9 protein-coding genes are annotated in these 13,733 nt (G+C 36.8%); 2 read left to right on the forward strand and 7 right to left on the reverse strand.

What is annotated here, in order from left to right; genetic code table 11:
- The 5 genes from NAT51_RS13120 to rplM all read right to left on the reverse strand — a co-directional run bounded on the left by NAT51_RS13120 (window position 1) and on the right by rplM (window position 6,657).
- The gene (locus tag NAT51_RS13120; RefSeq protein WP_250599339.1) at window positions 1-3,732 is read right to left on the reverse strand and encodes a TraB/GumN family protein; all 3,732 of its coding nucleotides are present in this window, start codon (window positions 3,730-3,732) and stop codon (window positions 1-3) included.
- Window positions 3,733-3,818: 86 nt separating this feature from the next.
- On the reverse strand, window positions 3,819-4,781 hold the full coding sequence (gene tsf, locus NAT51_RS13125) for a translation elongation factor Ts (protein ID WP_250599341.1): 963 nt from the start codon (window positions 4,779-4,781) through the stop codon (window positions 3,819-3,821).
- A 134-nt stretch (window positions 4,782-4,915) separates the two neighbouring features.
- Window positions 4,916-5,674 carry a 30S ribosomal protein S2 gene (gene rpsB / locus NAT51_RS13130; protein WP_250599343.1) on the reverse strand — a complete coding sequence of 253 codons (759 nt, stop codon included), beginning with the start codon at window positions 5,672-5,674 and terminating at the stop codon, window positions 4,916-4,918.
- Window positions 5,675-5,815: 141 nt separating this feature from the next.
- The gene (gene rpsI, locus NAT51_RS13135) at window positions 5,816-6,202 is read right to left on the reverse strand and encodes a 30S ribosomal protein S9 (protein WP_250599345.1); all 387 of its coding nucleotides are present in this window, start codon (window positions 6,200-6,202) and stop codon (window positions 5,816-5,818) included.
- The gene (rplM, locus tag NAT51_RS13140; protein ID WP_136667823.1) at window positions 6,202-6,657 is read right to left on the reverse strand and encodes a 50S ribosomal protein L13; all 456 of its coding nucleotides are present in this window, start codon (window positions 6,655-6,657) and stop codon (window positions 6,202-6,204) included. The genes rpsI and rplM overlap by 1 nt, the downstream gene beginning before the upstream one ends.
- Window positions 6,658-6,881: 224 nt before the next feature.
- On the opposite strand from rplM, the gene NAT51_RS13145 reads away from it, so the two are divergent.
- Window positions 6,882-7,907 carry a LacI family DNA-binding transcriptional regulator gene (locus tag NAT51_RS13145; RefSeq protein WP_250599347.1) on the forward strand — a complete coding sequence of 342 codons (1,026 nt, stop codon included), beginning with the start codon at window positions 6,882-6,884 and terminating at the stop codon, window positions 7,905-7,907.
- 369 nt (window positions 7,908-8,276) lie between these two features.
- On the opposite strand, the gene NAT51_RS13150 is transcribed toward NAT51_RS13145, so the two are convergent.
- Window positions 8,277-8,837 carry a hypothetical protein gene (locus NAT51_RS13150; RefSeq protein ID WP_250599349.1) on the reverse strand — a complete coding sequence of 187 codons (561 nt, stop codon included), beginning with the start codon at window positions 8,835-8,837 and terminating at the stop codon, window positions 8,277-8,279.
- Between the two features lie 9 nt (window positions 8,838-8,846).
- A complete protein-coding gene (gene polA, locus NAT51_RS13155) occupies window positions 8,847-11,693 on the reverse strand; it encodes a DNA polymerase I (RefSeq protein ID WP_250599351.1) in 2,847 nt (948 codons plus the stop codon).
- 397 nt (window positions 11,694-12,090) lie between these two features.
- Here polA and NAT51_RS13160 point away from each other — a divergent pair, with 397 nt between their 5' ends.
- A complete protein-coding gene (locus NAT51_RS13160; protein ID WP_250599353.1) occupies window positions 12,091-13,581 on the forward strand; it encodes a hypothetical protein in 1,491 nt (496 codons plus the stop codon).
- Window positions 13,582-13,733 lie beyond the last annotated feature (152 nt).

A 13,733-nucleotide genomic window follows, 5' to 3' on the forward strand; every position in this document is an offset into this window, starting at 1 on the left:
TTAGAATTCTTCATCATAACTATAATTATCATTATAGGTTGACGGGATTGAAAATTTGTGGTTGTCGTTTGTTATTTCGTAAATGATTCTTTCAAGAGTATCTTTAAAATCATCTTTGCTTGTAACTGTGTGGTTTTTGAATACCTTATAAGCCTGAATGTTTATCTTATCATTTTCATTTACAAAAGCAACAGTTTGTATTTCAATTTCTTCTTCCTTAGAATCTTCATTTTTTGTTTTTTCTTCAAAGAAGAAAACGGTAATTTTTTTGTTTTCTTTTTGAATAATCCTTTTTTCGATTAAGTTCAGATTGTCTTTTTTGTTGAAATTGGATGATTTGTAGAATATTGATCTTGCAATTTCATCTTCTTTCAAATGATTAAGTTGTATTTTTTTATTTTCGGCTAAAAACTGTACTAATGGAAAAGCTAAATGTGAGTTTTCAAGAGTGTTTTTAACTTCATTTTTATTTGGCGAATCATTTAAAATATCTAAACATAAAAGTTTGTAATTCAAAACCTGATCTTTTAAGTCTTTTGAATTTTGTGTTAATTCATTGATGGATGAATTAGTTGGAAATTGTTTTAATATTTTCAAATACTCAAATAATTTGGTATTTGGATCATTTTCTTCAAGTTCTTCATCAACTGCAACAACAGCTTCGTCAATTGCCATGGCTGCTTCCTCGACTTCTACCACTGCAGCCTCTTCTTCTTTGATCGTTTCTCCATTGCTATTTTCTAATATAGCTTCTTCTTCACTCTCTAACATAGTTTGAGAATTGTTCAAAGATTTTTTATATTCTGCTTTTGCCTGTGTTAAAATCGCTTTTTGGTATTGTTTGATTTTTTTAGGTGTTACAAGCTTAGCATCAGACAAGTTGTTGTAAAGCTCAACAATCGGGAAGCCATATTGCTCATTACTGTAAAATTGGAATATTTCCGGAAATAATTCTTTGCTATAGGCTGTGTCCTGTCCAAATGTTAAAAATAAATCACTTACCAATGATTTGTTGCTGGTAACCGGTAAGTCATGTTCCATTAATTCCAGTATTTTTTTATAGGCATCTTTGCTTTTTTGGCTGGCCAATGCATTTAGAATTGCTATTTGTGTACTGCTTTTTGTTGTTTTCTTTTTGTATAAATTTTCGAAAAGTGTGATTACTTCCGGACTTTTGACTTCTCCGATTTTTGCAATCAGTGCTTCAAATTCGGGAGTTTCTGAGCTTTTGTATTTGAATGAGTTAACAAAATCTGTTATTTTTTTTAAGTCTTTAATTTCAATTTTCAGTGTTTGAACTGAATTCAATGCTGAGTAACGTATGGTGTCGTTTTTACTTTTGGCATCGCTTATGAATAATTCTATTTTGTTTGTAAAAGCGGCGTTGCTTTCAGTTGGTATTGGTTCAAAACTTTGGAATGCTTTTTCTATAAAGGCATCATCGTTTTTGTAATTTCTATCGACAACTGTTCTTAGTAAATAGATCCCATTGTTGCTAAAAACTACTTTTTGTTTTAAGGCCTGATTGCTTTTTTTTGCTGAAACCAAAGAGCTTAAACTGAAAATATTTTTATCAGTGTCAATAGTTTCTTTTTCTTCCAAAACATCACAGCTTTCTATTTTATTTGCATATAGTAATTCTGACCATTTAGAGGTTGGAACATCTACGTCATACCATATTGAGCGGTCGAAATCGTCATTAGAACCTAAAACATTTTCAAATTTTATGAACTCTTTTTTAACCAATTTTTTTATGGTGTCAACGTTTTCAGCTTGAAAATATTTTGGGTATTTGAAATAGGCGAAATTTATCTTTTTGTTGGATGATGCAACAAAATCCTGAGTGTCTACCTTTGGTTCAAATAAATTTTTGTTTTTTCCTCTTTCTTCTTTTTTGTAAATGAATAAAGGTCTGTTTTCTTTTTCAGGGATTTCAATTTTATAATTGGAATCTAAATCGGTATACACCTTTGTATTTTTGTTGTAATTGGATTTTTCAGTTTTAAATGAATCAAAAAACTTACGTATGTCTAAATTGTCAGCATTTACAGCTCCAAGTAAGAATGTTTTTTCGCCATGTATAACTGATTTTAAAGTTATAGTTTTGTTTCCTATTTTAGTAGTTGATTCAATATTGCCGTTATTGATTGTGTATGTGATGTCATTGAATTTTACCTCGTAAACGTCATAGAAATCCTGATGTACTTCTCTTTGTTGGAATAAAGGATCTTCAAAATTATCGATATTGTGTGTCGAATTTTCCAAAAGGAAAAAATACTCTTTTTTGGTTTTATCAAAAGCTTGTAGCGAAATATCTTCAATACTGTTGTCGGTGTCGCCATATGCCAAATTGTAATAAGGGACAGTAACTGTAAAGCCTCCTTTTTTAGGAGTATAAGTTTCCCAACTGTTTTTAAATTCTTTAAGTTTGATTACATCAAAAAACTGATTTTCGAATAATTTTACATAATTGCCAACTCCTGTGAACGAAACTGAGATCAATTCAAGCGGGGTTATGTAAAATTGGAAATGAAGATAGTTTCCGGTTTTTGTTTTGCTTTTTAAATCATATTTGCAGAAGCCCTCATGTTGAATGAATTTTTTGTCGATGATTTCACCTGGTATATTTTCAAAAAAGAGACTGTCCAGGGATTTATGATTGAATAATTCGTCTTTTTTGTTTAAAAAGTCATTTAACGGAATTCTGTTAAGGCTTAGAAGGCCTCCGTTCCCAAAGTCGGGTGAATAAACCTGGTTCTTTTCCTCATAATGTTTTTCATTTAACATGAGTTCAACCATTTTGTCTGAAGTGACCGTTTTTTTGAATTTAGGTTTGGCAAAAGTTTCCTCAATATTTTTTTTGATGCTGATTCCTTTGTTTGTCAATACGTCAAAAACAGGTGTGACTTTATAGCCTTTGTCGATCAATAGCTGGATCATCCCTTTTTTTCCTGCTAAATGGGCAGCACCAACAGCAGCAAAAATGTTGTTTCCTTTTTTAAGGATAGAGTCCAGGCTTTTGGTCATTATTTCGTTGCGGTTAATGATAAGTGCATGGTGTAAATGATTTGGATACATTAGCTTGTAAATGGAATCGAGCATTACGATGTTTTTCTCCCTGTATAACTCAAACATAAGATCATTTTGTCTTCTGTCTTTTAAAATAAGGTTTAGTTGCTTTGTTTTCAAAGCTTGATCTTTGTCCTCGGTTTTTTTTTCTTTACTTGCGTTTATGATGGATAAAAGTGATTCGGTGGCATCTTCCAGTCCGACACTTTTCTTATTGTATTTTTTACCTGTCTGAAATATAAAGGTGTCTAATATCGTGTTTTCAGAATAATCAGATTGATCGTCACTGGTTTCGGATAATACGTTTTTGAAAAAAACATTGTTTGTGAAAATAGCAGAAATTACCTCCTTGCTGATTGGGGTAAGGTTTGATTTTGTGTAGTAATTTCTGTAGCTGTTCAGGTTGTCTGTTTTGATGTACTGATATGAATCCAACCATGTTTCGGGATTACTTTCAGTGGCAATCATATCAGCATTCACAAGATTTTGGTAAAATGAATCCGATAAGTTGTATGAGATTTTTTCATTGACATGCATTGTACCATATAAGTAGGATTTTTTTGCAAGTCCGTTACCGGAAATTTCCCAGTGTAAACTGTTTTTTTGTTGGGCATAGCCGGTTAGCACAAGTAGCGAAGCTAAAAGAAGTAAAGTTTTTTTCAAGGCAAAATGGATTTGAGGTAAATATAAAAAATCCTCTGTCAATAAAAGACAGAGGATTTATTTTTTATTTTGAGGATTTTTAAGAATTATCCTAAAGTAACTCTTTTGAAACCTGTGATTTCAACATTGAATCCTTTAACGTAATCACCAACTTTTTTACTGTCATCTTTGATGAAGTTTTGATCTAGTAATGCTTTTTCTTGATCTAAAGTAGTGTTGTCAGAGATAAAACGTTGAATTTTTCCTGGAATAATTTTGTCCCAAATTTGTTCTGGTTTACCTTCGGCTTTTAATTCAGCTTTAGCATCTTCTTCAGCTTGTTTTAAAACTTCTTCAGTTAATTGAGAGTAAGAAATATATTTAGGAACATTTTTTAAAGTTTTTCCTAAACGTTTTGCTTCTTCGTTTTCTTTTTCAATTATAGCAATACGAGCGGCAAGTTCAGAAGCAACGAAAGCAGGATCAAAATCTTTGTAAGATAATGTATCAGCTCCCATAGAAGCAACTTGCATTGAGATGTCTTTAGTTAAAACATCAGCATTTGCAATTGGAGTAGAAATTGCAGTTAAAGCAGCAATTTTGTTAACGTGAACGTAAGATCCAACGAAAGCGCCTTCTAAGATTTCAAAACCACCGATTTCGATTTTTTCACCGATAACGCCAGTTTGCTCGATTAATTTTTCGGCAACAGTAATTCCGTTGAAATCTGAAGCTAAAAATTCTTCTTTAGAAGAGAAGTTAATAGCTCTTTCAACTAAATCTTTAGCTAAAGCTACGAATGCTTCATTCTTACCTACGAAGTCAGTTTCGCAGTTTAAAGTGATGATAGCTCCTTTAGTGTTGTCTGCATTGATAAAAGAAACAGCAGCTCCTTCAGAAGACTCACGGTCAGAACGGTTAGCAGCAACTTTTTGCCCTTTTTCTCTAAGGATTTGTATAGCTTTATCGAAATCTCCATCAGCTTCAACTAAAGCTTTTTTACAGTCCATCATTCCGGCACCTGTAGATTGTCTTAATTTATTTACGTCTGCAGCAGTGATTGTTGCCATAGTGTTTTAAATTTAATGTTTGTTGTTTTTAAAATTAAAAAATTCCAATCTTCAAATTCCAAATTCCAACTTTAATAAATCATCAAATTTGACAATTCTTTGGAACTTGGAATTGAGATTGGAATCTATTTTATTTATTCTTCTGAAGCTGCAGCTGGAGTTTCAACTTTCGCTTCTTCAGTAGCTTCTGCCTCTTTGTCTGAAGTTCTGTTAGATAAACCTTCAGTGATAGCAGCAGTAACTAATGATAATACTTTGTCAATTGATTTTGAAGCATCATCGTTCGCAGGGATTACATAGTCAACCTGACGTGGGTCAGAGTTGGTATCAACCATTGCGAAAACAGGAATGTTTAATTTTTGAGCTTCTTTTACTGCGATGTGTTCAGCTTTGATATCTACTACGAATAATGCAGCAGGTAATCTTGACATATCAGAGATAGAACCTAAGTTTTTCTCTAATTTTGCACGTAGACGCTCAATTTGTAATTTCTCTTTTTTAGAAAGAGTATCAAATGTACCGTCTTTCTTCATTCTGTCGATAGAAGCCATTTTCTTAACGGCTTTACGGATAGTAACGAAGTTTGTTAACATACCACCTGGCCATCTTTCAGTGATGTAAGGCATGTTTGCAGCCGCTGCTTTTTCAGCAACGATGTCTTTAGCTTGTTTTTTGGTAGCTACGAAAAGTACTTTTCTACCAGATGCAGCGATTTTTTTCAAAGCTTCGTTAGCCTCTTCAATTTTAGCTGCAGTTTTATATAGATTGATAATGTGGATACCATTACGCTCCATATAGATGTAAGGAGCCATGTTTGGGTCCCATTTTCTAGTCATGTGTCCGAAATGAACACCTGCTTCTAGTAAGTCTTTAACTTCTACTTTATTTGCCATTTTGTAATAGTTTACGTTCTGTTGAATTAGCAATGGTTGAGTAGCGATTGTCTCGGTCTGAACCATTTAGATGCTAAACTAGTCTCCGGCCTCAGCGCGGAAAAGCAACAATAACTTAGTTTTAATAAATAATAATAAATATTAACGTTTAGAGAATTGGAATCTCTTACGAGCTTTCTTCTGACCGAATTTCTTACGCTCAACCATACGAGGGTCACGCGTTAATAAACCTTCTGGTTTTAAGATTGCTCTGTTTCCTTCTCCAACTTCACACATTGCTCTTGCAATAGCCATACGAACAGCTTCTGCCTGACCAGTTGTACCACCTCCGTAAACATTGATTTTTACGTCAAAGTTAGAAGCGTTTTCAGTCATAGCAAGAGGTTGCATTACTTTGTACTGTAAAGTTGCAGTAGGGAAGTAAGCATTAAATGCTTTTTTGTTTACAGTGATGTTTCCTGTACCTTCTGATACATAAACACGTGCCACGGCACATTTTCTTCTACCGATTTTGTGAATAACTGCCATTACTTAAGATCGTTTAGATTAACGGTTTTAGGTGTTTGAGCAGCATGTTTGTGCTCTGGACCTACATTAACATTCAAATTACGGAATAATTGAGCACCTAATTTGTTTTTAGGTAACATTCCTTTTACAGCTTTTTCTACTAATAATGCAGGGTTTTTTTGTTGCATTACTTTAGCTGTTAAAAATCTTTGACCTCCTGGGTAACCTGTGTGACGAACGTAAGTTTTGTCATCTAATTTGTTTCCAGTTAGGTTGATTTTTTCTGCGTTGATAACGATTACGTTATCTCCACAGTCCACGTGCGGTGTATAACTTGGTTTGTACTTACCTCTTAAAAGCATCGCAACTTTTGAAGCAAGACGACCTAAGTTATGACCTTCAGCATCAACAACGATCCACTGTTTATCTGCAGTAGCTTTGTTTGCCGAAATTGTCTTGTAGCTTAATGTGTTCACAATAATTACTTTTTAATTAAACATTCCATTCCCAATTAAGGGAGTGCAAAAGTACAATTATTTATTTATAAAGCAAATAGCATTTTAAAAATTCTTTTTTTGTTGCTATTCAATTGGTTATGTCTTTCTTCTGTTTTTGAATCATTGTCAATAAGTTTCTTCTTGTTTTACTAATGGATAGATAATAATTTTATTTGTTATTTTTACAGGATAATACGTATATCATGAAGCCAAAAGCGACCTTAAAAGAAATAGCCAAAGATTTAGGAGTTTCTGTATCAACTGTTTCGAAAGCGTTGAGTGACAGCCCGGAAATCAGTGAGGCTTCGAAAATACGCATCAAGGAATATGCGGCGATCCGTAATTATAAGCCAAACAGTATGGCGCAGAACCTGAAGCGTCAGCGTACCAATACCATAGGTGTGATTATTCCGAATATCCTGAATCCTTTTTTTGCGAAGGTTTTCAGTGGGATTGAAAAGTATGCCAATACCAAGGGCTATAATGTGATTACGTATATCTCAAATGAATCTTTTACCAAAGAGCAACAGGCCATTGATTTGTTGAGCAATGGTACGGTTGATGGTTTTATATTGTCGATTGCGGAAGAAACACAGAAGAAGAATGAGATATCCCATTTTAAGGAAGTGATAAAAGAAGGAGTGCCGATTGTGATGTTTGACCGGATCTCTGAGATTGTGGATTGTGATAAAGTCGTGGTGGATGATTATGACTCGGCGGTGCATGCCACACAGCATTTGATTACGACTGGATGCAAACGGATTGCTTTGTTGACCTGTGAAGCTAACCTGAGTGTGTCTCAATTGCGTATCAACGGTTATCTGGATACGTTAAAGGCAAATGATATTGCCAGAGATGAAGATTTGATTATTGCAGTGAATTCTGTAAAAGAATACGATGAAAGACTGACGAACTTAATTGATAATATTATAGTGGACGGCATCTTTGCTTTGGATGAACATGCTTCAACTTTAGCGATGAAGCTGGCCGTGAAGAAAGGTATTAAAATACCGGATGAATTATCGATGGTGGGGTTTGCCGATGGTGCCTGGTCGAGAAGACTGACGCCGAGTTTAGCCACAATCAGCCAGCACGGACCGCAGATTGGTGCGGAGGCTGCTAAACTACTTATTGACCGCATTGAGAAAAAAGCAGAGAAAAACGTTTACAAAACCACCATTATAAAAACGGAGTTGCGTTATCGTGATTCGGTACGGAAGCCGGTTTAATTCTTTTCTTTTTTAACCTTCTGAATAATGGAATACATTATGTTTCCAAGAAGAAAAAGGATGCTTAAAATAAAAAGAAATAGTATGTAACTGTTTATTGAAAAATAAAAGACTAATAGTAAAATAACAGATAGTGCAGATATGTAATTGTTAGTTTTAACTTTTAAAATAAACCTGGTAATATAAAGTGATGCCAGAATATTAGCGAACGGTAATGTCAAATTACTTATGTCCCATGCCCAGCCTACCGTTTTGTTTATGCCTATTTCTCCAAAACACCATGAACTTAAGGCTAGTGTGGTATAGAGCGTCAAAGAAAATGTGACTAAGAATTTTATAAAGAGAACAAGAAACTTCATGTTTGTTGATTTACTCATTACTCCAATTAGTACAGAAAATAGTCATGCCTCCCATGCAATTATTAGTGCCCATAATTAGACCTGCATTAAATAAGGTGTGAGCATACTTTATGGTTTCCAATTCATTTTCAGGATAGATTTTTCCTTTCTTCTCCTTATTGAATTTCTTTGCGATTTTGGCTATGTCTTTTTCGATGGAAAACTTCTTTAGATCTTCAAGAGAATATTGATGTGGATTAACTCTTTCAATAGCTTTTGGATTTGAAAACTCAAAATATCGGTCTTTTTTGTTTAGTGCAAAATCAAAAGCTGTTTGTATTTGCTCTCCTGTGTAATCGGTGAGTTTTAACTCGCGCATTAGGGCGGAGATTAAATCAGGTGATTCCAGGCAAACCTCTTTTATGGTGTTTTGATTGAGGTCTTTGTAAGTAATCACCAAAAATGAAGGTGCGGTTGAATTGCAAGTGTTCAGTGCTTTCTTGTAATTTTCGTATAAAACGTTATCTCCAATGTTTTGTCCGAAGGAAATCATTGGAGATAATATGATTAGTATGAAAAGTAGGTGTTTCATGAATTAAAATCAATGTGCTTCAAGCCAGTCTCTTCCCAGTCCGACTTCCACTTCAAGGGGAACGGCCATTTTGAAGGCGTTCTCCATTTCATGTTTGATCATGGATTTGATTTTTTCCAGTTCCGAGTTGTGGACATCGAACACCAATTCATCATGTACCTGTAACAACATCTTAGACTGCCAGTTTTCTGCTTTCAGTTTTTTATGGATGTTGATCATGGCTATTTTGATGATATCGGCGGCGCTTCCCTGGATAGGAGCGTTCACGGCATTACGTTCGGCACCACCGCGTACAATGGCGTTTGCTGAATTAATGTCTTTTAAATATCGTCTTCTTCCCGAAATGGTTTCCACATAACCGTTGTCACGGGCGAAATCCACTTGGTTTGCCATGTAAGATTTCAGTTTCGGGTAGGTTTTGTAGTAAGCATCAATCAGGTCGGCGCTTTCTTTTCTGGATAAATTCGTCTGGTTTGACAATCCAAAGGCAGAAACCCCGTATATAATTCCGAAGTTAACCGTTTTAGCATTGCTTCGCTGTTCTTTTGTTACTTCTTCCAAGGCTACGTTGAATACTTTGGCAGCGGTACTTCTGTGGATGTCCTCATTATTTTGGAAAGCGGCAATCATATTTTCTTCTCCACTTAAAGCGGCGATGATGCGCAATTCAATTTGTGAGTAATCGGCAGAGAGTAAGGTGTGGTTTTCATCACGGGCGATGAAAGCCTTTCTGATCTGGCGGCCTCTTTCGGTGCGGATAGGAATGTTTTGTAAGTTCGGGTTGTTCGAACTCAAACGTCCGGTAGCGGCAACGGTTTGCATATAATCAGTATGTACGCGTTGGGTCTTGCTGTCTACCTGTGTTGGCAATGCATCCACATAGGTACTTTTCAGTTTTACCAGTTGGCGCCATTCCAGAATATCTTTTACAATCTGGTGGTCATTGGCTAAGTAACTCAATACCTCTTCGCCGGTAGCGTATTGACCCGTTTTGGTCTTCTTTTGTTTGGCACCGCCAATCTTTAATTTATCGAATAAAATATCGCCTAACTGTTTTGGAGAAGCCAGGTTGAATTTCTCTCCTGCTTCTTCGTATATTTTGTTTTCAAAAGCGTCTATTTCTATTTGCATATCGGCAGACATTGCTTTGAGGAAGTTTTCATCCAGGTTGATGCCTTCGCGTTCCATATCGGCGAGCACCTGTACCAAAGGAATTTCGATTTCATCGAATAGTTTTTTGGTGCCTACTTTCTCCAGGATAGGCTGGAAATGTTCTTTCAGCTGTAGGGTTACATCGGCATCTTCGGTGGCGTATTCTTTGATGTCTTCAAGTGCAACGTCACGCATTGATAATTGGTTTTTGCCTTTCTTACCAATTAGGGATTCGATGGATTTCGGGGAATACTTTAAGTACGTTTCCGATAATACGTCCATGTTGTGGCGCATATCAGGATTGATTAAGTAGTGGGCGATCATGGTATCGAATAAATTTCCTTTGACTTCAATACCGTAATTAGCCAATACCTTTAAATCGTATTTCATGTTCTGGCCGATTTTCTCAATGGCTTCATTTTCGAAGAACGGACGGAATTTATCTACTAAAGCCTGGGTTTCTTCCTGGTTTTCCGGACACGGAACGTAGAAGCCTTTACCTTTTTCGTAGGAGAATGACATTCCTACCAGTTCAGCATTCAAGGCATCGATACCGGTTGTTTCGGTGTCAAAACATACCGAAGGCTGATTCATTAAGTTCTGAATCAATAGTTTTACCGGTAAGTCACCCTGTACAATCTGATACAAATGCGTTGTGTTCTCGAGAGTGGCATAGCCTGAATGTGGTACGGGCGTATCGTTTTCTTCGTCAGAGAAACCGAACAGGTCGAATTGGTTTTCGTTTTTCGGGGTGGATTTTTTAGCAGACTTAGTTGCTTCGCCATTACCGTTACCGTCTATTTCATTGTAATCTTTACCCGATCCGAATAATTTGTCGAATTGTGTTTTAAGTTGGCGGAATTCCAGTTCCTGGAAAATAGCATCTGTTTTCTCCACATCCGGTTTAGACAGTTCGAAATCTTCGGCGTCGAAAGTTACCGGACAGTCGAGTAGGATAGTGGCTAATTTCTTGGATAGTAACCCTTGTTCTTTATTCGCTTCAATTTTATCTTTAATGGCACCTTTCAGTTGGTGTGTATTATCCAATAAGTTTTCGATAGAACCGTATTCAGCTAAGAATTTCTTGGCTGTTTTTTCCCCTACGCCCGGTAGTCCCGGAATATTATCCACTGCATCCCCCATCATAGCGAGGAAGTCGATAACCTGTAACGGATCCTGTATTTCGAACTTGGCTTTTACTTCTTCCACGCCCCAGATTTCGATATCATTTCCTAATCGGGCTGGGCGGTACATGAAGATATTTTCGGAGACTAATTGTCCGAAATCCTTATCAGGAGTTACCATGAAAACCTGATAGCCTTCTTTTTCGGCCTGTTTTGATAAAGTTCCGATTAAGTCATCGGCTTCAAACCCTGATTTTTCAATAATGGGGATATGCATGGCTCTCAGGAAATCCTGAATATACGGAACGGCTATTTTGATGGCTTCCGGAGTTGCGTCGCGGTTAGCTTTATATTCGGTATACATTTCCAGTCGGTAGTCACTTCCGCCTTTGTCAAAAGCAACGGCCAGATGATTCGGTTTTTCCCTGCGGATAATATCGATCAAAGAGTTCATGAATCCCAGGATGGCTGAGGTGTCCATTCCTTTGGAGTTAATTCTCGGGTTTTTGATAAAGGCGTAATATCCCCTGAAGATTAAGGCGTATGCATCGAGCAGGAAAAGGCGTTTTTGTTCTGACATGACTGAAAATTTGTAAAGAATCCAAAAGTACAAAACTTTTGTGAAGTTGGTTAGGGTTTGTTGTTAGTAGTTTATGGTTTGTAGTTTGTTATTTATTGTTTGTGGTTTGTGGTTGCTTTTTCTCTATTCCCGTGTTGATTTGTTTAATGGTGTATAAGGCTTTTTCGTGCTGCAACAGTGCTACAACAGTGCTACAACAGTGCTATATCTACGCTATATCCATTACTTGGATTGTAGAATTACGGGATTTAAAGATTACAAGGTTTGCGAATAAACTGATGGGGTATTTAACTGTAAATTTTAACAAAGAGGAAGTGATGTTGTAAGTTATAAATTATTAAATTTATGTATTGATTTGAAAGTCAGTTCGTTATTTGAAATTTTTAATTTATTGGACATGAAAAAAATACCACCGCAAAGAAAGGTTATGTTAACCTGCTTGTTGTTTTTTATGCTGATAACAAGTACTATGTCTGGACAGGTCGGGATAGGGACAGTTACCCCCGACGCAAGCTCTGTATTAGATGTCGTATCGACAACTAAAGGAATGTTAACACCAAGAATGACTACTGCACAGCGAACCGCCATATTAAATGCTGCGAACGGTTTGCTTGTGTATGACACCGATTTAAAGTCTTTTTATCACTATGACACCGTTTCGGCGGGCTGGATAAAAGTCAGTTCTGCAACTGACGGAAGGCTGAAATACAAAATTGTTAAATCTACTGATGTCCTTGCGACAGTGCTGGCTGCTGAACTGGCAGCAGGAGGCGGTACCAAATATCTTTTGGATACCGGGACACTCTATGAAATCAACGGGACTGTCAATCTGAATTTACCCATAGAATTGAACAATGCCTATCTCAACGGGCAGGATTCGGGGGAAGATAAATTAATAAGAACTTCGGGAGATCTTTTTACCGGTACGACCGGAGGCACTTTGCGTGTGCTTACCCTTTCGGCCCCTTCGGGCAATGTTTTCAATATAGACGGTGGCGGGACAGCCAGTATGGTATTCCGGGATTGCATTGTGACGGGTTCGTCTGCGGTGGGATCCGTAAAGAATTTTGCCCTGTTTTTTGTGAGTATTGTCCAGTATATTGGGAATACCAACGGTGTAACATATGAAAACATCAGTAAGCTGTTAATCAGTAACGCAGGATGGTTTGGTAACAATTCTGGGACCTACGAGAAATTAACAGGGACATTTGCTTTAGTGACCAAGCAGGGAGGTTTCAGTGAGGTGGTTGGGGCAAATACTGGTTTTGATGTTTCTGCGAACCCGACCATAACCGGTGATGCCGTGATGGAAGCTACAGTTTTTACCGGAACGCTTACAACGGGTAAATATGTTAATGCTTATACAGTAGGTACCTATACCGGGTATAATTTTAATAATAACTGGAGTGTGCGCTGTCCCGGGATTCCTACAGAAATTGACGCTTCCGCAGTTGGTGATTTTGCGGTTGATTATGCAGTGGGCAGCGGGGCGAGTACGACATTTAATAATTCCAATCCCAGTAATATAATTAAAGTGCAGGGCGTTTCCACATCCTCTAATTTATTCCGGTTTTCCACAGATGGCGGTGTGAGCAACCGGTTGAAATACTTAGGTAAAAAGAAGCGTATTTTCCAGGTGACCGGTTCCATCTCTTTTCAGGTTGCCGGGGTGGGGACTTATATTATTTACATAGCCAAAAACGGTACCGTTATTTCCCAATATAAGATTTACGGTAGGGGACTGGCTGCCAATGATATTCTGGTATTGCCTTTGGGTGCAACGGTTGAGTTAGTGACCAATGATTATGTTGAAGTTTATGCCCAGCGTTATGCCGGAGGGAACAATGATGCGATTATAACACCGAATATGACATTAATAGTAAAATGATTACTTTTTTGTCCCGCTTAAGACCACATTCCACCGGGGTGTGGTTTTTTGCGTTTTGCCTTTTATTCATAGTTTAGTTTTTGAGCAATAAAAAGCCCGGTGCCATGCAATTGTACCGGGCTTATGGCTTTTACACAGTAAGTAGGTAAAAG

This window comes from Flavobacterium amniphilum, from assembly GCF_023634845.1.
GTDB classification, from domain to species: domain Bacteria; phylum Bacteroidota; class Bacteroidia; order Flavobacteriales; family Flavobacteriaceae; genus Flavobacterium; species Flavobacterium amniphilum.

Excerpts from the sequence above, each read along its gene's own strand:
- NAT51_RS13160 (WP_250599353.1), top strand. The coding sequence starts at position 12,091 with ATGAAAAAAATACCACCGCAAAGAAAGGTTATGTTAACCTGCTTGTTG.
- rpsB (WP_250599343.1), bottom strand. The coding sequence starts at position 5,674 with ATGGCAAATAAAGTAGAAGTTAAAGACTTACTAGAAGCAGGTGTTCAT.
- polA (WP_250599351.1), bottom strand. The coding sequence starts at position 11,693 with ATGTCAGAACAAAAACGCCTTTTCCTGCTCGATGCATACGCCTTAATC.
- NAT51_RS13150 (WP_250599349.1), bottom strand. The coding sequence starts at position 8,837 with ATGAAACACCTACTTTTCATACTAATCATATTATCTCCAATGATTTCC.
- tsf (WP_250599341.1), bottom strand. The coding sequence starts at position 4,781 with ATGGCAACAATCACTGCTGCAGACGTAAATAAATTAAGACAATCTACA.
- NAT51_RS13145 (WP_250599347.1), top strand. The coding sequence starts at position 6,882 with ATGAAGCCAAAAGCGACCTTAAAAGAAATAGCCAAAGATTTAGGAGTT.
- rpsI (WP_250599345.1), bottom strand. The coding sequence starts at position 6,202 with ATGGCAGTTATTCACAAAATCGGTAGAAGAAAATGTGCCGTGGCACGT.